The organism is Sphingomonas sp. KC8, assembly GCF_002151445.1.
Taxonomy (GTDB): Bacteria; Pseudomonadota; Alphaproteobacteria; order Sphingomonadales; family Sphingomonadaceae; genus Sphingomonas_E.
Window position 1 is genome coordinate 1,706,014 of record NZ_CP016306.1, and the last position, 23,963, is coordinate 1,729,976.

The following is a 23,963-nucleotide window of genomic DNA, read 5'->3' on the forward strand; positions in this document are numbered from 1 at the left end:
ATCATGCAAATGCGTGATCCCGCCATCCGACGCACAATTTCCCTCCGCCGGCAGGTTCACTCGTCGAGCTGGGGTTCCCACGGCACGCCATTGATATGGCCGCCGCCATCCACGAACAACGTGTTGCCGGTCATGTACCGGCTGTCGTCCGATGCCAGGAACACCGCGACCGGGCCGATATCGCGTTCGGGATCGCCCACCCAGCCCATCGGCACGGCTTTTGCCACGGTCGCCGCATTGTCCGGGCTCATCGAAACAAAGCGTTCATAGGCCGCTGATGCAGCACCGGGGCAGATCACGTTGGCGGTGATGCCGTGCCGCGCCCATTCGCGCGCCGCCGTGCGGGTCAGCGCCCGCAGCGCTTCCTTCGACACATTATATTCCGCCGAATAGAGATGCGCGTTCACCCCGTTCAGCGAACACATGTTGATGATCCGGCCCCAACCGCGATCGCGCATCTGGGGGAACAGCGCCTGCATCGCCCAGAAGGCCGGCCACAACGCCATTTGCAGGCCGCCGGCCATCACCGCCTCGGTCTTGGCTTCCAGCCGCGCCGGTTGCGATCCGCCCCACGCATTGTTGACGAGGATATCGATCGCGCCGAACCGCGCCACACCCGCATCGATCGCGCCCAGCACCTGATCGCGTTCGCGCACGTCGGTCGCCACCGCCAGGCTCTGCACCCCGAAATCATCGCGCAGCGCCTGCGCGGTGCGTTCGCCAAGGTCCGCCTGCCAGTCGGCGATGATGATCGACGCGCCTTCGGCCGCCATGCGCCGCGCCATGCCCCGGCCAATCCCTTCGCCACCGCCGGTAATCAGCGCGGTCCGGCCCACCAGCCGCCCTTGCGATTGCTGCATTCCATCCATCCTCTCTGTTGCGGCCCCGCTTGCGGCTCACGCCACCGCAACGACCGTCGACATTTCGATCTCAAGCCCCGCCAGCGCCAGCCGCTCAACCCCGATCACCGACGAAGCATTGGCCGGAAATGGTTGCCCGTCCAGTGCGATGGCCATCGCCGCCGAAAATGCCTGAAACTTCGCATCGGTCAGCCCGACGATGTAGAATGTCATGCTCACCACATCCGCCGGCGTCGCCCCCAGCGCAGCGAGCGCGTGGGCGACATTGGCAAAGGCATGGATCACCTGATCGTGAAACCCATCGCCCTGTAGCTGGAAGTTCGCGTCCAGCGCGGTCTGGCCGGCAATGTAAGCCAGCCGTTTTCCTGCCGGCGGCACCGATATCTGGGCAAAGCCGTCCAGCTTGAACAGGCTGTCGGGGTTGATGTGGGTGACGCTCATCAGGCAGCCCCCCGCAGCTGGCGCAGGAACCCGCGCACATCATCGACGAACAATCCGGGCTGCTCCATCGCCGCGAAATGGCCGCCCCTGGGCGGTTCGGTCCAGCGCACGACGTTATAGCTTTTCTCCGCCGTGCTGCGCGGAAAGCGGCCCAGTTCGCCGGGGAAATCGGCCACCGCCACCGGCTTGGTCACGCGCGCGCCGGCGGGCACCTGTTCGTCCGCCACCCCGCGATACAGCCATGCCGCCGTCCCGAATGTTTCGGTGACGAGGTAGATCATCACATTGTCGATAATCTGGTCGCGCGTATAGGCCGACCACAGATCGCCATCCTTGAGTTGCGACCATGTATGGAATTTCTCGACGATCCACGCCGCCACCCCCAGCGGGCTATCGGCCATCGCATGATCCAGGGTCACCGGCTTGGTCGATTGGATCGCCATATAGCCGCCTTCCACCCGCCACACATTGTGCAGGTTCTGCGCCGCCGCGATTTCCTCGGGTGTTTCGGGCTTGGCGTCCGGGTTGGTCCAGCCGAAGGTAAAATTCAGGTGGATCGCGCTGCACCCTTCGCCTTCATAGCCCAGCCAGCCCGAAACCGCCGATCCCCAGTCGCCGCCCTGCGCCACATAATCGCTATAACCCAGTTCCTCGCGCATCAATATGTCATAGGCGCGGGCGATGGTGCGCGGGCCGATCGGCTTGGCGGGCTTGGATGAAAAGCCGTAACCGATCAGCGATGGCACGACGATCGACACCGCATCGGCCGGATCGCCGCCGAATTTCGCCGGATCGGTCAGCGGTTCGATCACCTCCATGAATTCGACGAACGAACCCGGCCAGCCATGGGTGACGATCATCGGCTTGGGGTTCGGCCCCTTGCCCGGCACATGGATGAAATGGATGTCATAGGGGTTGGCATCCACCTCGATCCGCGCGTGGAAATGCGGGAAACGGTTCATCCATGCTTCGCGGGCGCGCCAATCATACTGGTTCAGCCAATATTCAACCAGCGCGCGCATCTCCGGCACGCTCGCGCCATAGGCCCACGGATCGCCCGTCGCCTGTGTCGGCCAGTTCGCATCGCGCAGGCGCCGGGCGATCCAGTCCAGCTTTTCCTGCGGTACGGATATGGTGAACGGCGTGATGGTCATGCTTCGGATTCCCCAACGGATCGGCTGTCGGGAACCAAAACTATAGCGCGCTATAAAAAGTACAAGCCGGGCAAATCGGTGAGGGGTAGCCGGCCCTCACGCGTAAACCCCATCAGAAGCAGGAAAGGCGTGCCACGATGTTTGCCGGCGGAACCCCGCCGACGATGAAAATGGCCCGCTTGGCAACCTGCTGTCCGCATAGGAAAAGTCCGTCCGCCGGTTCGTCCGAACAATTGGGAAAGTGCATGAACGACCTGATCGACCGCCGCCGTATCTTGACGGGCGCGTCCCTCCTCGGCGGCGGGCTGATGCTCGGTTCGGCTTTGCCCGGCTGGGCGCGCAGCGGCACGCATGGGCTGGCCGCCGGCCGGCCGACCATGCTTTCGGGCACGGATATCGCGCTCACCGTCGCCAATTCCAGCTTCACGGTGGGCGGCCGCACCGGCCATGCCGTCACCATCAACGGCACGCTGCCCGCCCCTTTGATCCGGCTGAAGGAAGGGCAGAATGTCCGCATCAGCGTCACCAACACGCTCGCCGAAGATACGTCGATCCACTGGCACGGGCTGATCCTGCCGTTCCAGATGGATGGCGTGCCCGGCGTCAGCTTTCCCGGCATCAAGCCCGGCACCACCTTCACCTATGAATTTCCGATCAGGCAATCGGGCACCTATTGGTATCACAGCCATTCGGGTTTGCAGGAACAGCAGGGCCATTACGGCCCGATGGTGATCGATCCCGCCGATACCGATCCGGTGGCCTATGATCGCGAACATATTGTCGTGCTGTCGGACTGGAGCTTCCTCCACCCGCACGAACTGTTCCGCAAGATGAAGGCGCAGGGCGGCTACTTCAACCGCCAGAAACAGACGTTGACGGATGGCAGCAATATGTCCGCCGCCGATCGCGCGATGTGGGGCAAGATGCGGATGGACCCGGCCGACATTGCCGATGTCACCGCGTCCACCTACACCTACCTCATCAACGGCCATGGCCCCGGCGAAAACTGGACGGGCCTGTTCAAGCCCGGCGAACGCGTGCGCCTGCGTTTCATCAACGCATCGGCGATGACGATCTTCAACGTCCGCATTCCCGGCCTGCCGATGCAGGTGGTCGCGTCCGACGGGCAGAATGTCCGCCCCGTCACGGTCGATGAATTGCAGATCACCGTCGCCGAAACCTTCGATGTGATCGTCACCCCCACCACGGACGAAGCCTTCACCCTGGTTGCGGAATCGATCGATCGGTCGGGCATGGCGCGCGGCACGCTCGCCCCGCGCATGGGGATGGCCGCCATTGTGCCGCCGCTGCGCCCGCGCCCCACGCTCGGCATGAAGGATATGGGCATGGGCGCGATGGGTGGCATGGCCGGCATGGATCATGGCGCCATGAAGATGCGCGACAAGGCCCTTGCCCCGCCGGGGATGAAGGTGGGTGTCGGCGTCGATGCGGTGGCGGCGATGCCGGTCGATCGCACCGGCGATCCGGGCCTTGGCCTCGAAGATGTCGGGCACAAGGTGCTCACCTATCGCGATCTCGTGTCGCTCACCCCCAATGTGGATACGCGCCCGCCGTCGCGCACCTTGGAACTGCACCTGACCGGCAACATGGAACGTTTCATGTGGTCGTTCGATGGCGAAAAATTCAGCGAAGTCACCGAACCGATCCGTTTCGAACGCGATGAACGCGTCCGCGTGACCCTGGTCAACGACAGCATGATGTCGCACCCGATCCACCTGCACGGCCATTTCTTCGAAGTCGTCAACGGCCATCAGGGGCACCATCCGGTGAAGCATACGGTGAACGTGCTGCCCGGCGGCAAGGCCAGCTTCGATCTCACCGCCGACGCGCCGGGCGACTGGGCGTTCCACTGTCATTTGCTGTTCCACATGCACGCCGGGATGTTCCGCGTCGTCAGCGTCCGCCCGCTCGACGGAGAAAGTGCATGAAGCGCCTGCTGATCGCCTTCCTCACCAGCACCATCGCAATGCCGGCGCTGGCCCAGTCCACCGATCCCCATGCCGGGCACACTATGCCCGCGACCGCGCCGGCCGATCCGCACGCCGGCCACGCCATGCCGATGCCCCAGTCCGCTGATCCCCATGCCGGACACGACATGGGCAGCATGACATCGACGCCCGCCGCGCCCCCCGTCGCCCCGCCCCCGCCCGGTGCCTTTGCCGGACCAGCGCACGCCGCCGACACCATCTTCGGCGCCGATGCGATGGCGCCATCGCGCGCGCAGTTGCGGCTCGAACATGGCGGCATGGCGGGTCATTACATGCTGATGGCCGATCGGCTGGAAGCCCGCATCGGCAAGGGCGCCAACGCCTATCTGTGGGATGCGCAGGGCTGGTATGGCGGCGATATCGACAAATTGTGGATCAAGACCGAAGGCGAAGGCGCGTTCGGTGGCCCGCTCGAACAGGCCGAGGTGCAGGCGCTGTGGAGCCACGCGATCAACCCGTGGTTCGATCTGCAGCTGGGCGTCCGCGCCGATATCCGCCCCACACCCGAACGCGCGCATCTCGTCGTCGGCATTCAGGGGCTGATGCCTTATTGGTTCGAAATCGATGCCGCCGCCTTCCTGTCGGACAAGGGCGATCTGACCGGCCGGGTCGAGGCCGAATATGATCAGCGGATCACCCAGAAACTGATCCTCCAGCCGCGCGTGGAATTCGATCTTGCCGCGCAGGACGTGCCCGAACGCCATATCGGCGCGGGCCTCGCCTCGGTCGAAGCGGGCCTGCGCCTGCGGTATGAATTCGTCCCCGAATTCGCGCCTTATGTGGGCGTCGAATATGAACGCAAGACGGGCAAAACCGCCGATTTCGCGCGTGATGCCGGCGAAGGCACCGGCGGCTGGCGCTTCCTGATCGGCCTGCGCACCTGGCTGTGATGCCGGTGTCAGCCACGCCCTGATCTCACCGCTAGGGGAGCGCCGCCCCCTCCCCTCCCGTCACCCCGGACTTGATCCGGGGTCCATATCTCGGCGAGCGCCAGCGCGAGAGCTTCATGCGCCAGCACCCGCTGCACCATGGACCCCGGATCAAGTCCGGGGTGACGGGTTTTTCACGCGTTCCCAACAGGTTGAATGCCGACCGGCTCCAACACGCCCGGCCGCACCGGCTTCGCAAAGATCAACCGGCCCACTCCAAATCCATCCCCTTGCGATGTTCGTTCGAACGAACTAATCATCCGGCCATGGCTCACAAGCATCAGATCGGGATCGAAGAACGGCTGCTGGACGCCGCGATCGATCAGTTCGGACGGCATGGCCTGGATGGCGCCAGCACGCGGGCGATTGCCGCCGCCGCCGGCACGGCGATGTCGTCGATCACCTATCATTTCGGCGGCAAGGACGGGCTGTATCAGGCGACGGCGCGGCACATCACCGCCCAGATCGCGACACGGATGGAAGGCCCGTTGTCGGAAGCCGCCGGTCTTGCCGCCGCATCGACGGATGCGGATGGCGCGATCGCCGCCATGCTCGCCACGCTCGACGGCTTCGCGCGGATCATGACAAGCGCGGAAAGCGCACAATGGGCGCGCTTCGTCATCCGCGAACAAATGGACCCGACGGCCGCTTTCGATATTCTCTACAGCGAGATGATGGAAGGGTTGGCCGGCCACGCCATCGGCCTGCTCGTCCGCATTTCGGGCAACCGGATCAGCGAAGCCGACGCGCGGGTGAAGGCGCTGGCCATCTTCGGTCAGGTGCTGATGTTCCGTGTCGCCCGCGCCACCGTGCTGCGCCTCACCGGATGGACCGATATCACTGGCGCCGAAGGCCTCGAAATTCGCGCCACCTTGCGCGCGCATACGCTTGCCATCCTGACATCCCTTCGCGGAGACCGGCCATGAATCGCCGTCGCCTGATCCTGATCGCGGCCATCCTGCTGCTGGTCCTCGCCGCCCTCTTCACCCGTGGTTTCGGCCTGTTCGGCGGGCGTGACGGCGGCACGCTCACCCTCAACGGCAATGTCGATATCCGCTCGGTCGATCTCGGTTTCCGCGTCCCCGGCCGGATCGCCGACATGCCCGTCGATGAAGGCGCCAGGGTCGCCGCCGGCGCGAAACTCGCCCAGCTCGATACCCGCCCGCTCAGCGATGCCGTGGCCGTCGCCGAAGCCGATATCGCCGCCGCTGACGCCGATCTTGCCCGCCGCGTGAACGGCAACCGCCCGCAGGATATCGCCCAGGCCGGCGCCACCGTCGCCGAACGGCAGGCCACCCTCGCTAAGGCGCGCGAGGATTATGAACGTCGTCAGGCGCTGGTGAAAACCGGCGCGATCAGCCAGGCCCTGTTCGATGCGACGCGCGCGCAATATCTGGCGGCACAAGCCCAGTTGCGCGCGGCCGAACAGGCGCTGTCGCTGCAAAAGGCCGGCGCCCGCATCGAAGATATCGATGCCGCCCGCGCCCAGCGCGCCGCCGCTGTCGCCCGGCGCGACAAGGCCCGCACCGATCTGGCCGACGCGACGATCACTGCCCCCGCCGCCGGCACCATCCTCACCCGCGCGCGCGAACCCGGCGCAATCGTCCAGCCCGGCGAAGCGGTGTTCACTCTCACCATCGATCGGCCGATGCGCGTGCGCGCTTACATCGCCGAACCCGATCTCGGCCGGATTTCGCCGGGGATGAAGGTCGCCGTCACCGCCGATGGCAATCCGCGCACCTACCGTGGCACGATCGGTTTCATCTCACCGGTGGCCGAATTTACGCCCAAGACGGTGGAAACGTCCGATCTGCGCAGCGATCTTGTCTATCGCATCCGCGTGATCGTGGCCGATCCGGATGATGCGCTGCGGCAGGGCCAGCCCGTCACCGTCGCGATTGCCGACGCCCGCCCGGCGCGCGATTGACATGACCGCCAGCGTCGCCAGCGCCCGCGGCGTCACCAAACGCTTCGCGCCGCATGGCCCGGCCGCGCTCGATGGGGTCGATATCACCATCGTCGCCGGGCGGATGACCGGGCTGGTCGGCCCCGATGGCGCGGGCAAGACGACGCTGATCCGCCTGCTCGCGGGTCTCCTCACCCCCGAAGCCGGCAGTGTCGACGTACTCGGCCGCGCGGCGACGGAAGCGGATCGCACCCTGATTGGCTACATGCCCCAGCGGTTCGGCCTGTACGAAGATCTGAGCGTCATCGAAAATCTGTCGCTCTACGCCGATCTGCGCGGCCTGCCCCGCGACGAACGCGACGCCAGCTTCGCACGGCTGCTCGAATTTACCGATCTCGCCCGGTTCCGCGGCCGCCTTGCCGGCCAGCTTTCGGGCGGGATGAAACAGAAGCTCGGCCTTGCCTGCGCGCTCGTTCGAACGCCGCGCCTGCTGCTGCTCGACGAACCCGGCGTCGGCGTCGATCCCGTATCGCGCCGCGAATTATGGGCCATGGTGCAAACACTGAGCAGCGAAGGCATCGGCGTCTTATGGTCGACCGCTTATCTCGATGAAGCCGAAAAATGCGATCATGTCTTCCTGCTCAACGAAGGCAAATTGCTTTACGCGGGTCCCCCGGCAGATCTGACACGGCGGGTGGACGGGCGCATCTTTCGCCTGTTCACCGCCCCCGAAGGGCGGCGCAGGCTACTCGAACATGCGCTCAACCATGATGATGTCACCGATGGCACCGTTCAGGGCGCGTCGCTGCGTCTCGTCATGCGTGCAGGCGCCGCGGCCCCGACAATGGCGCTGCTCGGCTCCACGCAGAGCGGCCGGATCGAACCTGTAGTACCCCGTTTCGAAGACGCCTTCGTCGATCTGCTCGGTGGTGGCCCGCCCGGCACCAGCGCGCTCGCCGCGCATTACCGCACGATCCCGCCGAGCGACGAACCCGCGATCCTCGCTGACGGGCTGACCAAGCGGTTCGGCGATTTCACCGCCGCGCGCGACATCCGTTTCTCCATTCCGCGCGGGCAGATTTTCGGGCTGCTCGGTCCCAATGGCGCGGGCAAATCGACCACCTTCAAGATGCTGTGCGGGCTGCTGACGCCCACCGCCGGCACCGGCCATGTCGCCGGTTTCGATCTGCGCACCGCGCGCGCCGATGCGCGCCAGTCGCTCGGCTATATGGCGCAGAAATTCTCGCTCTATGGCGATCTCAGCGTGAAGCAGAATCTGGATTTCTTTTCCGGCGCTTATGGCCTGCGCGGGCCGGCGCGGCGCGAGGCGATCGAACGGGCGGTCGAAATTTTCCACCTGGGCGCCTATCTCGACACCAATAGCGGGCAGATGCCGCTTGGCTTCAAGCAGCGTCTGGCGCTCGCCTGCGCGGTGCTCCACCAGCCCCCGGTGCTGTTCCTTGATGAACCGACATCGGGCGTCGATCCCATCGTTCGCCGCGAATTCTGGACGCATATCAACGGCCTTGTCGAACGTGGCGTCACCGTGCTCGTCACCACCCATTTCATGGACGAAGCCGAATATTGCGATCGCATCGCCCTGATCTACCGGGCCGAAGAAATCGCCATCGGCACGCCCGATGAACTGAAGGCCCGGATCGCGCGCGAAACCGGCCAGCCCGATCCAACGCTGGAACAGGCGTTCATCGCCCTGATCGAGGCATCCGATCGCGCGCGGGAAGCCGAGGCCGCATGAACGCGTCGTTCGATCGCCAGCGTTTCACCGCGATGCTGGTGAAAGAGATGCTTCAGATCCTGCGCGATCCGTCGACCTTCCTGATCGCCTTCCTGTTGCCGCTGCTGCTGTTGTTCCTGTTCGGCTATGGCGTGTCGCTGGATACGACGCGCACGCGGGTCGGGCTGGTCGTCGCCGATTCCAGCGCCCCCGCGCTCGGCCTGGCTTCCGCCTACCGCCATTCGCGCTGGTTCGACGTCCGCGAAGCGCGCAGCACCGCTGAATTGAAGCCGCAGCTCGTCGCCGGCCATGTCCGCGGGATCATCATTATCCCCCAGGATTTCGGCAAGGCCGCCGCCCGCCATCCGGGGTCCGCCACGATCCAGGTGATCACCGATGGATCGATCCCCAATACCGCCAATTTCGTTGCCGCTTATGCCGAAGGGGTGCGCGCCACCTGGGCGGCGGGTGTCGCGGCGGAACGCGGGTCGGCCATGGCCCCGCCGATCGGCGTCGTCACCCGTTTCTGGTTCAACCCGGAACTGGCCAGCCGCTATTTCCTGATTCCGGGGTCGATCGCGATCGTGATGACGATGATCGGCACCTTGCTCACTGCGCTGGTCGTCGCCCGCGAATGGGAACGCGGCACGATGGAAGCGATCATGGCCACCCCGATAGGGATGGGCGAATTTCTCGCTACCAAGATCGTCCCCTATTTCCTCCTCGGCCTTGGTTCGATGACGGTGTGCACCCTGCTGGCGATCTTCGTCTTCGGCGTGCCGTTTCGCGGATCGCCCTTCGCCTTGCTGATGATCGCATCGGCCTTCCTCGTGCCCGCTTTGGGGCAGGGCCTGCTGATTTCTGCGGCGACCAAGAACCAGTTCGTCGCCAGCCAGATTGCGCTGCTCACCGCGTTCCTGCCGTCGATGATGCTGTCGGGCTTCATCTTTGAAATCACGTCGATGCCGGGTTGGTTGCAGGCGCTGACGCAGGTCGTTCCGGCGCGCTATCTCATCCCATCGTTGCAGACGGTGTTCGTCGCCGGCGATTTGTGGAGCCTGTTTCTGCCCAATATCGCCGCGATGCTGGCGTTCGGCGCGCTGTTCTTCACCCTCGCCTTCCGCATCACGCGGCGGAGGATCGCATGATCGCGCGGGATCGTCTCGGCCGGCTATGGGCGATGATCGTCAAGGAGATGCTGGCGATATTGCGCGATCCGCACGCCCGGATCGTGCTGATCGCGCCGCCTTTGCTGCAGTTGTTCCTGTTCGGCTTCGCCACGACGCTCGAGGTCAGGAATATCGACATCGGCATCTATGATCGCGACGGCGGCGTCTGGTCGCGCGAATTTACCGAACGGCTGGCCGGCAGCCCGAATGTGGATCGCATGGTGCGGATCGGTTCGCCGGCCGCGTTGCGCCACGCGATCGACAATCGTCAGGTGATCGGCGCGATCATCTTCGATCAACGATTCAGCGCCGATATCGCGGCCGGCCGGCCGGCGAACGTGCAGTTAATCCTCGATGGCCGCCGGTCCAACGCCGCGCAGTTCGTCGGCGGCTATATCACGCGGATCGCCGCCGATATCGGCGCGGGCGTTCGCCCCGTGGCCACCGCGCCCCGCCCCGGCGGGTCGGCTGTCACCCACTGGTTCAATCCCAATCTCGATTATATGTGGTTCACGATGCCGTCGCTGATCGTGATCATCGCGGCGGTTTCGGCATTGGGGGTGACGGCGCAGTCGGTCGCGCGCGAACGCGAACTGGGCACGTTCGATCAGCTGATGGTGTCGCCGTTGCGCGTCCACGAAATCCTGATCGGCAAGATGGTCCCGCCGCTGATCGTGGGCCTGTTCAACGCCACCTTGTTCGTGGTGGTGATCCCGACGATCTTCGGCGTGCCGCTCACCGGGTCGATCCCCTTGTTCTACCTCGCGCTGATTTTCTACCTGCTCGCGCTGATCGGCGTCGGCATGCTGATATCCACGCTCGCCCATACCCAGCAGCAGGCGTTTCTCGGCATGTTCCTGGCGACGGTGCCGGCGATCCTTTTGTCGGGCTATGCCAGCCCGATCGATAATATGCCGGGCTGGCTGCAAATGATCGCGATGGCCAATCCGCCGACCCACTTTCTCGTCATCGTCGAAGGCGTCTTCCTGAAAGCGATGCCCGCACGCGATGTTCTCGCCAACACCTGGCCGCTGATGGTGATCGCGGCGGGGACGCTCAGTGCCTCCGCGATCCTGTTCCGCGCCCGGATGGAGTAGTTCGATGCCCGCTCGCCGCCTGTCCGCCGTCGTGCCGCTGCTCGCGCTTGCCGCCTGCACGGTCGGCCCCGATCATCGCCCGCCCGTCTTTTCGGCGGCCATCGCGCCATGGGTTACACCCGCCGATACCGCCCCGGTCGATGACGCATGGTGGCGCACGCTCAACGATCCGCTGCTCACCCGGTTGGTGGACAGCGCGGTCGCCCGCAATCTCGATCTGCGCGAAGCCGAAGCGACGGTGCGCGCCGCCCGCGCCGATCGCGATGCCGCCGCCGGCGGGCGCCTGCCGGCCGTCAACGCCACCGGATCGGCCACCGCCAACCGCATGAGCGAAAACGGCCAGATCCCGGTCGGCGCGATCCCTGGTTTCGATCGCAATCTGAACCTGTTCGACGCGGGGTTCGACGCCAGTTGGGAAATCGACCTGTGGGGCCGCACCACCCGCGCGGTCGAAGCCGCCAATGCCCGCGCCGATGCGGCCGATGCCGCGCGCGCGGCGATGGCGATGCAGGTGATCTCCGAAACCGTCCGCGCTTATGCCGATCTGCGCACCGCACAAGCGCGCGCCGCCAGCGCCGGCGCGGATGCAGGCGCACAAGCCGGCATCGCCCGCCTGACCGAACAACGCTATCGCGCCGGCGAAGCATCGCGCTTCGATTTCGTCCGCGCCGATGCGCAGGCGCGCGCCACGGCTGCGGCCATCGCCGGGCTGAATGCGGACGCAACCGCCGCTGCCTATCGCCTTGCTTTGCTCGCCGGCCAGCCGCCCGAAGCGTTGATCGCCGAATTGCGCGCGCCCGGCCCGATCCCCCGGCCCGGTGCCATCGCCGCCGGCCTGCGCGCCGATCTGCTGCGCCGTCGTCCCGATATCCGCCAGGCCGAACGCACGCTTGCCGCCGCCACCGCCGATATCGGCGTCGCCACCGCCAATCTGTTTCCGCGTTTCTCGCTGCTCGGCTCGATCGGCCAGCAGGCGCAGCATGGCGGCGATCTTGCCTCCGCCGCCAGCACGCGCTTTTCGGTCGGTCCCAGCTTTTCATGGCCGATCTTTGCCGGTGGCACGATCCGCGCGCAGATCCGCGCCGCCGATGCCCGCGCCGATGCCGCCGCCGCCCGCTATGAAAAAGCGGTGCTCGTGGCCCTCAGCGACAGCGAAACCGCGCTCAATCGGTATGCCGCCGCGCAATCCATGCGCACGGATCGCGATGCCGCGCGCGATCGCACGGCCGACGCGCTCGAACTCGCCCGCCAGCGTTACCGCGCGGGGGAGGATGACCTGATCGTCCTGCTGGATGCGCAATCCGCGTTCAGCGCCGCCGATGCCCAGGCGATCGACGCGCACGCCGCCGAACTGCAGGCCGCGATCGCGCTCTACAAGGCGCTGGGCGGCGGCTGGGAATCGTTCACGGCAGGCTGACGCTCGGCCGGATTGCCGCTACGCTCCCGCCCTCATCAGCCGGGAGCATGACAATGATCACGATCGTCGGAATATCCGGCAGCCTGCGCCGCCATTCCTACAATGCCGGGCTGCTGCGCGCCGCCGCCACCCGGATGCCCGATGGCGTCCGCTTCGAAACCGCATCGATCGTGGGCATCCCGCTTTATGACGCCGATGCCGAGGCGGCAGACGGGATTCCGGCATCCGTGGCGGCGTTCAAGGACAGGATCGCCGCGGCCGATGGGCTGCTGTTGGCAACACCCGAATATAATAACGGGATTCCCGGCGTGTTCAAAAACGCGATCGACTGGGCCTCGCGCCCGCCGGCGGATATCGGCCGCGTCTTTGGCGGCAAGCCCGTGGCGCTGATCGGCGCATCGCCGGGCGGATTCGGCACGATCCTGGCGCAGAATGGCTGGCTGCCCACGCTCCACACGCTCGGCACGCAGCACTGGTCCGGCGGCCGCCTGCTGGTTTCGGGCGCTGGCAAGGCCTTCGATGCCGAAGGCAATCTGATCGATGATGTGGTGGCGACGCGGCTTGGCCAGTTTCTCGCCGGCTTCGCCGCTGCGATCGGCGCACGCTGATACGGCGATGCGATGCCGGGGGCCTGATGGACGCCAGCGGTGAAAGCCGGGGCGCTTCGGTATCAAGGGATCCAGGCTAAGGCGATCTTCGCCACACATGAAAATGCCGCCGATCTCCCCAGGATCGACGGCATTTCCTTCGGTCGCGCTAGGATCAGGCGATCTGCGCAGGCCGGTAAGCCGAACGGCGACGCATCGACGCGCCAACCACGCCAAAGCCGACCAGCATCATTGCCCAGGTGGTCGGTTCCGGCACGGCAGCCACAGTCACCATGTCGATCACCGCGCCATAAGCACTTTCGCTCGGATCCGAGGTGAAGCGCAGCGTGGTCGAGTTGCCCGATGCCGTGAAGGTGAAGTTCTTCAGGCTGTAATTCATGTTGGCATGCGTCGAACCCTGGATGCCGGTGATCGTCGAGCTGGCATCGACGACCGAGCCGTTGATCGCCGCAACCACGCCATCCTTGCCGATGTCGCCACCGTCGGGATTGCCCGACAGCCAGTAATTGACGCTGTAAACTGTTCCGGCAACCGTATTGAACGTCTGTTCGATTCCGCCCGGTGCGCCGCCCGCCAGATCGATGCTGTGGGTGCCGTCCTTGGCCTGCCAGTAACCGTTGATCCAGTCGATCGACCCGCTGGATACCGTCCAGCCGGTGATCGCGCTGTTGCCCGTACCCAGGGTGGAAAAGCCGCCAGCGGCCGGCTGCGGGCTGCCCAGCTCGAAGCTGCCGTTGACAAGCAGGCTCGCATTCGCGGCGCTCGACAGCATCACCGAAGCAGCCATCGCGACAAGAACCTTACGTACCATAAAACCACCCCTACTCGTGCATGTCCCCACGACATGTCATCAGCCCTAATCATAGCAAGCTGCGTGCCATTTTCGGAAATCGCGCTTTCAGGGGCTTACAATGGTTAACCGCGCCGCCGGCCGTTCGAACCCGTAAAAATTTCCGACACTCGTGGCCGATCCGCGCGACCGGGGATCAGGCAAGCGTTGCGGCGGTCCCTTGCTGCCGGTTGCGGCGGGCGATCATCGTCGCCCCCGTCAGGCACAAAGCCGCGATGCCGAAACCGGCGATATGCGTGGACACGGCCAGCATATAGTCGCCCGTCTGGTCCCGCAGCCAGCCCGCCAGCGGCGCCATGCCGAACAGGAAGGGCACCGTCAGCAAGCCCGAAAGCCCCATTGCCGGGGCAAAGGATTTACGGCCGAACAGCTGGTTCACCAGCACCGCCTTGGCCGCAACGAAGCCGCCGCCGCACATGCCGATGATAATCGCGTCGATCACCAGTACGCCAAAGCCCACGGGCAGGATCAGGATCATCCACACCACGCCCTGAACCGCGCAATTGAAGATCAGCGCCGCGCCTCCGCCCCAGCGATCGGCCATCCAGCCGAACAGCAGCGATCCCACCACGCCGGTGCCGCCCGAAATCGACAGCAGCAACGCCGCGCGTTCCAGATCCCAGCCCCGTTCGGTGAGCAGCGGCACAAGGTGCACCGTCTTGCTGACGCCGGCCCCCACCGCCAGCCCCGCACCGATGATGATCAACAGAAAGGCCGGCATGGCCAGAAGCCCCATCATCGACACGCCGGGTGCGGCATCGGGATCGCCCGCCGCAGCGGCGGCCGCAGCCGCGCCATATGGCCGCTGGCCGATATCCTCCGGCCGGTCGATCACCATCAGCAGGAACGGCAACGCGATCGCATGGACCGCGGCCAGCGCGATCAGCACGCCCTTCAGCCCGATATTCGGCAGCAAGGCGACGACGATCAGCGGCACCGCCATCACCACCAGCGGCATGCTGACGAACCCCAGCATCCGCCCCTGTTTTTCGGCATACCAGTTCGTCACCAGCGTCGCGTTGGGCAGCCAGCCCAGCAGCGCGCCGCCCGGCCCGATCAGCAGGCCGTAGATCAGCAGCATCGCCGTTCCGCTCTTTGCGAAAACCAGCGCGCCATAACCGGCGGTCAGCAACACCGCCCCCAGCATCAGCGTGCGGCGTATGGAGATGCGGTTGACCAGCAGGCCGATCACCGGGGCGAACAATCCGCTCGCCAGCACCACCAGCGACAGGGCCAGCGATACCGCCCCGCGCGACATGCCGAATGTGCGCTCGAATTCCATCAGCAAGGGGCCGAACGCGCCAAAGGTCGGCCCGACGGCCAGGCTTTGCGCCATGAACGCCAGCGCCACCATGCGCCCGCCTGCGAACGGCGCGGTGCCGGCCGTCCCGGTCATTGGGCGGCCACCGGCGGACGGGCGATGATTGCCAGGCAGCGCGCCGGGCAATCCCCCGGATTGCGCCAGGCATGGTTGGTATCGCGCTGGACGACGACATCGCCGGCCGCAAGCTCCGCCGTGCCTTCGTCCAGTTCCAGCACCAGCCGCCCTTCGATCAGGACGAGATAATCGAGCGTGCCGGTGCGGTGGAACCCGTCGCCGTCCAGCCCGGCCACGCCCTGCGCCAGATATTCGGCCATCACCGCATCGGGCGGAATTTCGATATATTGCGCCGAAACATGGCCCGGCCGGAAATCCAGCGTCTCGCGGTCCGGTTCGGGATCATGGCCCAGCCAGTCGTCCGGCCCGGCTTCCCAGATCATCCCGAACGGCTGAACTTCGGCTTCGATCAGCACGCGCGATCGGCCATCCGCGCCGTTGGTGGTGACGATCCGCTTCATGCCGCTGCGCCTTCGCGAATGTCGAGCACCACCTTCACGGCATCCGGCCGGCACTGCGTTTCGAACGCCTCGGATATGTCATCCAGCGGGAAACGGTGCGAGATCAGCGTCTGGCGATCGACCGCCCCGGCCCGCATCAATTCCAGCGCCTGCACCAGTTCCTCGGGTGCATAGCCGTTGGAACCCATGATCACCGGTTCCTTCTGGATGATCGGCCCCATGTCGATCGTCATCGCGCCTTCGAACCCGCCGAAACAGATGATCCGCCCGCCCTGCAACGATACCAGCCTGAGCGCGGTTTCCAGCGGCGGCGGCCCGGCCATGTGCGCAATATAGCCCGCGCAATCGAAGATCACCGGCACGTTGGCGGAAATCCCCCGATACCCTTCCTCGGTGCCGCAGATCGCCGCGACGGCGGCGAACACATCCCCATCACGCGCGTTCACCACGTCGGTCGCGCCGATCTCCAGCGCCTTGTCCAGCCGCGCCTGCTGCACGTCGATCGCCACGATCCGCCCGGCCGGTATTCCCTGCGCGCGGATCGCCTGGATCACGCCCAGCCCGATGATGCCGACCCCGAACACGACGATATTTTCAGCCTCGCGGATCGCCGCCTTGCGCACCATCTGAAGGCCATCGGCCATCGGTTCGGTCGTCGCTGCTTCGATGAAGCTCACGCCATCGGGCATCCGCACCAGTTGATAGGGGTTCACCGGCACCGTCACATATTCGGACATGCCCCCGCCGAAACCGGTGACGCCGACCACCTTTTCGCCCACCGTCCAGCCCGAAACGCCCTCGCCCAGTTCGGCGATGCGCCCGGCAAATTCGTGGCCCGGCACCTCATATCCTTCAGGCGTCTTGCGCGCGAGGCGATCGCGGTAGCTGTCGTTGCGATACATGTGCAGGTCCGACCCGCAGATGCCGCAGGCTTCGACGGCGACCAGCACTTCGCCGGGTGCCGGGGTTGGTCGCGTCGCGTCCGCGCGCATCTCGATCTTGCCGGGATCGACATAATTGGCAGCCTTCATGGCATCTCTCCTGGTTCGTCCCGTTCGGGATCTTGGATCCAGAGATTCCATATTCGCGGGCTGCCCGCAAATTATATTTACAGTGTGTAACGTAAATAATATCATCGCACCCAATCGACCGGTGAGTCGTGGTTTTGGGATGTGAGGAGAGACGATGCGTAACGTGAAGCTTCGGGCCGGTGTTTTTCTGGCGCCCTTCCATCCGCTCGATGAAAGCCCCACGCTCGCGCTCGAACGCGATCTCCAACTGGCATCCTATGCCGATGATCTGGGGTTCGATGAATTCTGGTATGGCGAACATCATAGCGGCGGCTACGAACTCAGCGCCTCGCCCGAACTGATGATCGCAGCGGCGGCCCAGCGCACCAAGCGGATCAAGCTTGGCACCGGCGTCATCTCGCTGCCCTATCACAACCCGCTGATGACGGCGAACCGCATCGCCCAGCTCGATCACCTCACCTACGGCCGGCTGATCTTCGGCGCGGGGCCGGGGTTGCTGGTATCCGACGCACATATGCTCGGCCTCAACGCGGTGGAATCGCGCGCCAAGCTCGATGAAGGGTTGAACGTCATCACCCGCTTGCTCGCCGGCGAATGGATCACCGAACAGTCGAGCTGGTACAATCTGCGCGACGCGCATTGCCAGGTGCTGCCTTACAACCGCGATCTTGAGCTGTGCGTCGCCAGCACCTTTTCGCCCAACGGCGGCGTGCTCGCGGCCAAATATGATGCCGGGATGCTGTGCCTGGCCTCCACCATGTATCAGGGGTTCGATGCGCTATCGACCAACTGGGCCATCGCGCAGGCGGAATCGGCCAAGCGCGGCCGGGTCATGTCGCCCTCGCGCATCCGCTGCGCCACTGAAATGCACATCGCCGAAACCCGCGACAAGGCGATGGATCAGGCGCGCGAAGGTTATGAACGCTATCTGCTCTACATCAAGAACCAGTCCGAACAGCTGGCGGATTCGCCCGCGCACCACACGCTGGAAGACCTGATCGAACGGCAGGAAATCGTCATCGGCACGCCCGACGATGCCGTCGCCCAGATCCGCCGGCTCGAACAGAAGGTGCCCGATTTCGGCTGTCTGCTGCTGCTCGAAAAGAATTGGGCGAACCCGGTCGATACCCGCCGGTCGTATGAAATGCTCGCGCGCTATGTTCTGCCGGAAATCAACGGCGACAACGCCGCCCGCCAGAAAAGCTATGATTGGTGCCGCGAAAAGCGCGACGGTTTCATCGAAACGATCATGACCGCCAACCAGAACGCCTTTGCCAAGCATGCGGCGGACAACGCCCAGGAAGACGCAGCCTGACGCCGCATTTGCCTGTCGCCGTGGCGAACGGCTAGAGCCGCCGGCATGGCGACAGGCTCATCCTTGCCCGATGCGCGCGGACGTGGCCGCCCGCGCAACCCGGAAACCGATATTGCGATCCTCGAAGCCGCGCGGAAGATTCTGGCGACGCGCGGTTTCGAAGCGCTCAGTTTCGAAGCCATCGCCCAGGCGACCGGCATCTCCCGCGTCTCCATCTACCGGCGCTGGCCGTCAAAGGCGCATCTGGCCAGCGAAGTCGCCAATGGCGGCGGCGGCCACCTGCCCGATGTGATCGACAGCGAAGGGATCACCGGCGAAGTCCGCGCGCTCGTCCGCCAGATTTACAGCCGCTACAGCCAGCCCGATATCGGCGCCGCCGCGATCGGCATGATCGTGTCCTACCAGCGCGAACCCGCCCTGCGCGAAGAACTGCACAGCCCGCTGGAAGGCGACACCCGCGCCGAACTGCGCGCGATCATTGCCCGCGGCGTCAAACTCGGCCTTGTCCGTGAACAGGTCGATCCGGACGCCCTGTTCGATATCGTCATCGGCGCGGTCCTGTTCCGCATGCTCGTCAGCACCGCCGCCCCATCGGATGCGATCGTCGACAGCCTCAGCGAAATCATCCTCAACGGCGTGGCGAAGGCGTAAACAGCGTGGTGTGTAGGATAAGCTAGTCAGCGGAAGCGTACTTCATTCCCTCTTCCAGGGAGGGGAGGAAGGACAGCAGATGGAGCCCTTCAAACGCGTCAACCCACCCTTATCCGGCCCCATCGCCCAAACAGGTCGCTTGCGCGCTATGGACAGGCAGGCCCCGTTCCCGCACCAATCGGGCCATGGACACGGATCAGCCCCCCGCAACACCGACATGGTATGACTTCCGCGCCGTCGGGCCGGATTTCATCGAAACCGCCCCGACCCGCTATGTCGTCACGTCCACCATCGCCGCCCCCCGCCAGGCCGTGTGGGATGCGTTCTGCGATCCGGAAAGCTGGCCGCACTGGTTCCCCAATGTCGAACGCGTCGTCCATGAAGGCGCGCCCGGCATCGGCATGATCCGCAAATCCTGGGTCGCCGGCTGCGTGCATGATGAAACCATGGTGATCTGGGATGCCCCGCACGCATGGGGCTATATCATCAACCGCGCCACCCAGCCGCTGGCCGCCGCCCAGCTCGAACTCACCACCTTCGATGCCCTGCCCGATGGCGGCACCCGCGTCACCTGGACCCTGGCGTGCGAGCCACTCGACGGCCTGACATTCCTGTCCGCCGACATGGATTTCCCGACCTTCCTGAAAGCGATGCTGGACGAGGCAATGGGTGGGTTGCGGCGGTATCTGGCGGGTAAGGCCTGTACCCAATAATCGTCACCCTGAACTTGTTTCAGGGTCCATCTCTCCCCGCGCGCAACGGTCTGCGAAGGCACGATGGATGCTGAAGCCGAAGGCGGGCGACAGCCCAAACAAGTTCAGCATGACGATTGAGAGAGAACGCCCGGCAATCCCCCGCCTATCCCCGTCCCGCCCGCCGCAGGATGAACTCGTCATCCAGCCAGCTGCCCACCGCGAACTGATATTCGCCGGCTTTCTCGAACCCCAGCGCCGCATATAGCCGCTGCGCCTTGATATTGCCCGACCACACACCGATCCACAGCGCGTTCGGGGCCTGCGCCTCCATCCACGCGATCGTGGTTTCGAACAGGCCACCGCCTAGCCCCAGCCCTTGCGCCGATTGCAGCAGATAGAGCTGTTTCAGTTCCAGATCGCCGTCCACCACATCGGCATGCGGCAGCCCGCATGGCCCCGCCACTGCAAAGCCGACGGCAGCCCCGTCATGCTCGGCCACCCACACGCCGAACGCCGGATCGGCGATCCGTTCGGCGAACACGGTCGGCGCCAGTTTCGTCGCGGCATAAGCATCGCGATCGGCCGGCGGATAAGGAATGCCGAACCCATCGACGAAGGTTTCAAAGAAGGTGTCGATCGCCAGCCGCGACAGGGTTGCCGCATCGCTTGCCACCGCGCGCCGGATCACGCCTTGTTACCCTTGTAACGCGCGCGGAAATCATCGGCGAACCGGGTCAGCCGCCCTTCGGCGATCGCGTCCCGCAGGCCCGCCATCAGCTGCTGGTAAAACCACAGATTATGTTCGGTCATCAGCATCGCGCCCAGCATCTCGCCCGATTTGACGAGGTGGTGGAGGTAAGCCCGGCTCCATCCCGCGATCGGCGATTCCGGATCGATCGGGGCCAGATCTTCGGCGAATTTGGCATTGCGGATGTTGATCGGCCCATCCCAGGTGAAGGCCTGTCCGTTGCGTCCCGAACGGGTTGGCAGCACGCAATCGAACATGTCGATCCCGCGTTCGACCGCGCCGACGATATCGTCGGGCTTGCCGACCCCCATCAGGTAGCGCGGCCGATCCTTGGGCAGCATATCCACCGCGAAATCCAGCACGCGGAACATTTCCGCCTGCCCTTCGCCCACGGCAAGGCCGCCCACCGCATAGCCGTCAAAGCCGATATCGATCAGCGCCTGGCTCGATTGGCGACGCAGATCTTCGTCCATTGATCCCTGCTGGATGCCGAACAGCGCCGCGTTCGCCGCATGGTCGCCGCCCGCGTCAAACCCGTCGCGCGAACGCTTGGCCCAGCGCATCGATCGTTCCATCGACGATGCCGCCCGCTCGCGCGTTGCCGGGAATGGCGTGCATTCGTCGAACGCCATCACGATGTCCGATCCCAGCAACCGCTGGATTTCCATCGATCGTTCGGGCGTCAGCATGTGGCGCGATCCATCGAGGTGCGATTTGAACGCCACGCCTTCTTCGGTGATCTTGGCGAGATCGCTCAAACTCATCACCTGATAACCGCCGCTGTCGGTCAGGATTGGCCGGTCCCACTGCATGAACTGGTGCAACCCGCCCAGCCGCGCCATCCGTTCCGCGCCGGGGCGCAGCATCAGATGATAGGTATTGCCCAGGATGATATCCGCGCCGATGCCGCGCACATCGGCGGGCTTCATTCCCTTCACGGTAGCGGCGGTGCCAACCGGCATGAAGGCCGGCGTGCGGATTTCGCCGCGGCGCATGGCGATCGTGCCGGTGCGGGCGGCGCCATCGGTGGCAGCAACGGAAAAAGCGAAACGGGGTTGATCGGTCATTCCCGCCCCATGCCGCGCGATCGCCCCTGAGTCGAGAAGCCGCGTCGAGAAGGCCTGTCGAGATGCGCGCTTTGCATCCTTGGCCCCGCCGTGCCACATCCCGGCCATGCGGGAAAAGGAACTCCGGCTCGCGCTGGTCTGCTATGGCGGGATCAGCCTGGCCGTCTACATGCACGGAATCACGCTGGAAGTGTGGCGTCTCGCCCGCGCCAGCCGCGCCTTTCATGCCGCCGAGCCATGCGCCAACGGCAGCGAAGCCGTCTATCGCGAACTATTGGAAACGATCGAACGCGAAACCGGCATCCGCATCCGCATACTCGTCGATATCGTCGCCGGGGCCAGTGCCGGCGGCATCAACGGCGTGTTTCTGGGCCAGGCGATCGCCAGCGGCCAGTCGCTCGAACCGCTCACCGATCTGTGGCTGGAAAAGGCCGATGTCGATGTGCTGGTCGATCCCGATGCCCGCCCGCTTTCGCGCGCAACCAAGATGTGGGCGGCGCCCATCGCCTGGTGGGCGGCGGGCAAGCGCGGCGGCACGATCGAACGGACGGTGGATGCCGAAGCGCGCGAGGAAGTCCGCGCCAAGCTGTCGCGCTTCGTGCGGGCGCGCTGGTTCGCGCCGCCCTTTGGCGGGGCGGGCTTCACCGGGCTGATCCTCGATGCGCTGGATGCCATGGCGCGCAGCAAGGCCGGGCCGCCGCTGCTGCCACCGGGCCAGCCGCTCGATCTGCTCGTCACCGTCACCGATTTCCACGGCCACCCCCAGCGGCTGCCGCTCAATTCCCCGCCCGAAGTGGTGGAAACCGAACATCGGCTGAAGATCGCGCTCAGCGATCATGGCCATGTCCCGCGCTTTTTGGGCGACGCCGCCGAACTCGCCTTCGCCGCGCGCGCAACCGCCAGCTTCCCCGGCGCCTTTCCGCCGTTCACCGTGGCCGAACTGGATGGCGTGCTGGCGGATCGCGAGCGCGCATGGCCGGGACGCGCGGCGTTTCTGGCGCGCACCTTCCCCCGCCATGCCGCGATCGGATCGGCCGAAAGCGCGGTGCTGATCGACGGATCGGTGCTCGCCAACGCGCCCTTCGGCCCGGCGATCGAGGCGCTGAAGGATCGCCCCGCCCGGCGCGAGGTGGATCGCCGCTTCGTCTATATCGATCCCAAGCCCGGCCGCCGTTCGATCCGGCTGGGCAAGGACAAGGACGACCTGCCCGGCTTCTTCGCCACGATCTTCGGCGCGCTGTCGGATATTCCGCGCGAACAGCCGATTGGCGACAATCTCGATGCGATCGAGGCGCGGTCGCGCCGCATCCGCCGCACCAGCAAGATCGTCGAAGCGATCCGGCCCGAGGTGGAAGGCGTGATCGAAACCCTGTTCGGCCGCACTTTCTTTCTCGACAGCCCCACCCCCGCGCGCCTCGCCGCCTGGCGCGCCAAGGCGCAGGATGCCGCCGCCCGCCAGTCGGGCTATGCCTATGCCGCCTACGGCCACCTCAAACTTTCGGGTGTGGTGGAGGACGCGATCGACCAGATCGCCGCCCTCGCCAGCGCCGATCGCGGCCACCACACGCATATGCGCCACGCCATCTGGAAAGCTATCCGCGCCAGCGGCCTGACCGATCCGGGCACGCTTTCCGCCAATGGGGCAAGCGAGGCGGCCGTCGCCTTTTTCAGCGATCATGATCTGGGCTTCCGCATCCGCCGCCTGCGCGCGCTGATCCGCCGTATCGGCGAAATCGAGGAAACCGCCGCCACCCCCGTCCCCGCGATCGAACAGGCGCGCGACGCCGCTTATGGTGCGCTGGCCCTCTATCTCGATCGCCAAATGGATGATTTCTTCGGGCCGGATGCGATCGCCGCCGCCGAAAATGCCGTGGATGATCCCGCCGCCGCGATGGCCGCGCTGGCCGCCGCACGCGATCTGCGGCTTGTCGATCAGCGCGCCGACGACATCCTCGCTGCCGCGCTGGCGGCCTTGCCCAAGGCGGAACGCCGCGCGGTGTTGCTCGGCTATCTCGGCTTCCCCTTCTACGACATCGCCACCCTGCCGCTGCTCCACGCCGAGGGCACCGATGAGTTCAACCCCGTTCTGGTCGATCGCATTGCCCCGGACGATTGCAGCGCGATCCGCGCAGGCGGGGCCGAAGCGACGTTGAAGGGTATCCAGTTCAACAGCTTCGGCGCCTTTTTCAGCCGCGCCTATCGCGAAAATGATTATCTGTGGGGCCGGCTGCATGGCGCCGAACGGCTGATCGATATCGTCATTTCCACGCTGCCGTTGGGGGTTACGCTTCCTCCCGGCACCGTCGCCACGCTCAAGAAACAGGCGTTTCGGGCGATTTTGAAGCAGGAACGCAGCCATCTCGGCGCGATCCAGCCGCTGTTCGATCAGCTCGAACGCGAAGTGGGGTAACTCTCCCGCCCCTTTGCCAAACGCGACGCTTT

22 protein-coding genes are annotated in these 23,963 nt (G+C 65.4%); 13 read left to right on the forward strand and 9 right to left on the reverse strand.

The window, feature by feature from the left end:
- Positions 1 to 56: 56 nt before the first annotated feature.
- The 3 genes from KC8_RS08055 to KC8_RS08065 are packed head-to-tail and all read right to left on the reverse strand — an operon-like array spanning position 57 to position 2,455.
- The gene (locus KC8_RS08055; RefSeq protein ID WP_010127825.1) at positions 57 to 860 is read right to left on the reverse strand and encodes an SDR family NAD(P)-dependent oxidoreductase; all 804 of its coding nucleotides are present in this window, start codon (positions 858 to 860) and stop codon (positions 57 to 59) included.
- Positions 861 to 896: 36 nt separating this feature from the next.
- Positions 897 to 1,301, reverse strand: coding sequence for a RidA family protein (locus tag KC8_RS08060; protein WP_010127826.1), 405 nt, complete (start codon positions 1,299 to 1,301; stop codon positions 897 to 899).
- On the reverse strand, positions 1,301 to 2,455 hold the full coding sequence (locus KC8_RS08065) for an epoxide hydrolase family protein (protein ID WP_010127828.1): 1,155 nt from the start codon (positions 2,453 to 2,455) through the stop codon (positions 1,301 to 1,303). The genes KC8_RS08060 and KC8_RS08065 overlap by 1 nt, the downstream gene beginning before the upstream one ends.
- Positions 2,456 to 2,700: 245 nt before the next feature.
- On the opposite strand from KC8_RS08065, the gene KC8_RS08070 reads away from it, so the two are divergent.
- From KC8_RS08070 to KC8_RS08110, 9 genes are all read left to right on the forward strand, one after another.
- Entirely contained in the window at positions 2,701 to 4,404 is a 1,704-nt protein-coding gene (locus KC8_RS08070) for a copper resistance system multicopper oxidase (RefSeq protein ID WP_010127829.1), read from the forward strand.
- Complete coding sequence (locus tag KC8_RS08075) at positions 4,401 to 5,354, forward strand: copper resistance protein B (protein WP_010127830.1); 954 nt, start codon at positions 4,401 to 4,403, stop codon at positions 5,352 to 5,354. The genes KC8_RS08070 and KC8_RS08075 overlap by 4 nt, the downstream gene beginning before the upstream one ends.
- Before the next feature lie 305 nt (positions 5,355 to 5,659).
- Positions 5,660 to 6,319 (forward strand): CerR family C-terminal domain-containing protein, encoded by a 660-nt coding sequence (locus tag KC8_RS08080; RefSeq protein WP_010127831.1) that lies wholly within the window; start codon positions 5,660 to 5,662, stop codon positions 6,317 to 6,319.
- Positions 6,316 to 7,320: a secretion protein HlyD gene (hlyD, locus tag KC8_RS08085; protein WP_010127832.1), complete on the forward strand. Its 1,005-nt coding sequence runs from the start codon at positions 6,316 to 6,318 to the stop codon at positions 7,318 to 7,320. Before KC8_RS08080 ends, hlyD begins: the two co-directional genes overlap by 4 nt.
- Before the next feature lies 1 nt (position 7,321).
- A complete protein-coding gene (locus tag KC8_RS08090; protein ID WP_029624862.1) occupies positions 7,322 to 9,055 on the forward strand; it encodes an ATP-binding cassette domain-containing protein in 1,734 nt (577 codons plus the stop codon).
- Entirely contained in the window at positions 9,052 to 10,182 is a 1,131-nt protein-coding gene (locus KC8_RS08095) for an ABC transporter permease (RefSeq protein WP_010127834.1), read from the forward strand. The genes KC8_RS08090 and KC8_RS08095 overlap by 4 nt, the downstream gene beginning before the upstream one ends.
- Positions 10,179 to 11,300: an ABC transporter permease gene (locus KC8_RS08100; protein ID WP_010127836.1), complete on the forward strand. Its 1,122-nt coding sequence runs from the start codon at positions 10,179 to 10,181 to the stop codon at positions 11,298 to 11,300. Before KC8_RS08095 ends, KC8_RS08100 begins: the two co-directional genes overlap by 4 nt.
- Before the next feature lie 4 nt (positions 11,301 to 11,304).
- The gene (locus KC8_RS08105; protein ID WP_010127837.1) at positions 11,305 to 12,717 is read left to right on the forward strand and encodes an efflux transporter outer membrane subunit; all 1,413 of its coding nucleotides are present in this window, start codon (positions 11,305 to 11,307) and stop codon (positions 12,715 to 12,717) included.
- A gap of 53 nt (positions 12,718 to 12,770) precedes the next feature.
- Complete coding sequence (locus KC8_RS08110) at positions 12,771 to 13,325, forward strand: NADPH-dependent FMN reductase (protein ID WP_010127838.1); 555 nt, start codon at positions 12,771 to 12,773, stop codon at positions 13,323 to 13,325.
- Positions 13,326 to 13,479: 154 nt separating this feature from the next.
- Here the strand turns inward: KC8_RS08110 and KC8_RS20280 are convergent, their stop codons facing one another.
- The 4 genes from KC8_RS20280 to KC8_RS08130 form a co-directional block, all read right to left on the reverse strand.
- Complete coding sequence (locus KC8_RS20280; RefSeq protein ID WP_010127839.1) at positions 13,480 to 14,136, reverse strand: choice-of-anchor C family PEP-CTERM protein; 657 nt, start codon at positions 14,134 to 14,136, stop codon at positions 13,480 to 13,482.
- A gap of 175 nt (positions 14,137 to 14,311) precedes the next feature.
- Positions 14,312 to 15,571: an MFS transporter gene (locus KC8_RS08120; protein ID WP_010127840.1), complete on the reverse strand. Its 1,260-nt coding sequence runs from the start codon at positions 15,569 to 15,571 to the stop codon at positions 14,312 to 14,314.
- A complete protein-coding gene (locus KC8_RS08125) occupies positions 15,568 to 16,014 on the reverse strand; it encodes a cupin domain-containing protein (protein WP_010127841.1) in 447 nt (148 codons plus the stop codon). The genes KC8_RS08120 and KC8_RS08125 overlap by 4 nt, the downstream gene beginning before the upstream one ends.
- A complete protein-coding gene (locus KC8_RS08130) occupies positions 16,011 to 17,045 on the reverse strand; it encodes a zinc-dependent alcohol dehydrogenase (RefSeq protein ID WP_010127842.1) in 1,035 nt (344 codons plus the stop codon). The genes KC8_RS08125 and KC8_RS08130 overlap by 4 nt, the downstream gene beginning before the upstream one ends.
- A gap of 154 nt (positions 17,046 to 17,199) precedes the next feature.
- Between KC8_RS08130 and KC8_RS08135 the strand changes: the two genes are divergently transcribed.
- From KC8_RS08135 to KC8_RS08145, 3 genes are all read left to right on the forward strand, one after another.
- The gene (locus KC8_RS08135; RefSeq protein WP_010127843.1) at positions 17,200 to 18,360 is read left to right on the forward strand and encodes an LLM class flavin-dependent oxidoreductase; all 1,161 of its coding nucleotides are present in this window, start codon (positions 17,200 to 17,202) and stop codon (positions 18,358 to 18,360) included.
- Between the two features lie 45 nt (positions 18,361 to 18,405).
- Positions 18,406 to 19,011 (forward strand): TetR/AcrR family transcriptional regulator, encoded by a 606-nt coding sequence (locus tag KC8_RS08140; protein WP_010127844.1) that lies wholly within the window; start codon positions 18,406 to 18,408, stop codon positions 19,009 to 19,011.
- A 185-nt stretch (positions 19,012 to 19,196) separates the two neighbouring features.
- Complete coding sequence (locus tag KC8_RS08145; RefSeq protein WP_010127845.1) at positions 19,197 to 19,724, forward strand: SRPBCC family protein; 528 nt, start codon at positions 19,197 to 19,199, stop codon at positions 19,722 to 19,724.
- A 145-nt stretch (positions 19,725 to 19,869) separates the two neighbouring features.
- On the opposite strand, the gene KC8_RS08150 is transcribed toward KC8_RS08145, so the two are convergent.
- Both KC8_RS08150 and tgt read right to left on the reverse strand, forming a co-directional pair.
- Positions 19,870 to 20,394, reverse strand: a complete 525-nt coding sequence (locus KC8_RS08150) for a GNAT family N-acetyltransferase (RefSeq protein WP_010127847.1) — start codon at positions 20,392 to 20,394, stop codon at positions 19,870 to 19,872.
- A complete protein-coding gene (tgt, locus tag KC8_RS08155; RefSeq protein WP_010127848.1) occupies positions 20,391 to 21,521 on the reverse strand; it encodes a tRNA guanosine(34) transglycosylase Tgt in 1,131 nt (376 codons plus the stop codon). The genes KC8_RS08150 and tgt overlap by 4 nt, the downstream gene beginning before the upstream one ends.
- Before the next feature lie 106 nt (positions 21,522 to 21,627).
- On the opposite strand from tgt, the gene KC8_RS08160 reads away from it, so the two are divergent.
- Complete coding sequence (locus KC8_RS08160) at positions 21,628 to 23,931, forward strand: patatin-like protein (RefSeq protein ID WP_010127849.1); 2,304 nt, start codon at positions 21,628 to 21,630, stop codon at positions 23,929 to 23,931.
- The last annotated feature ends 32 nt before the right edge of the window (positions 23,932 to 23,963 follow it).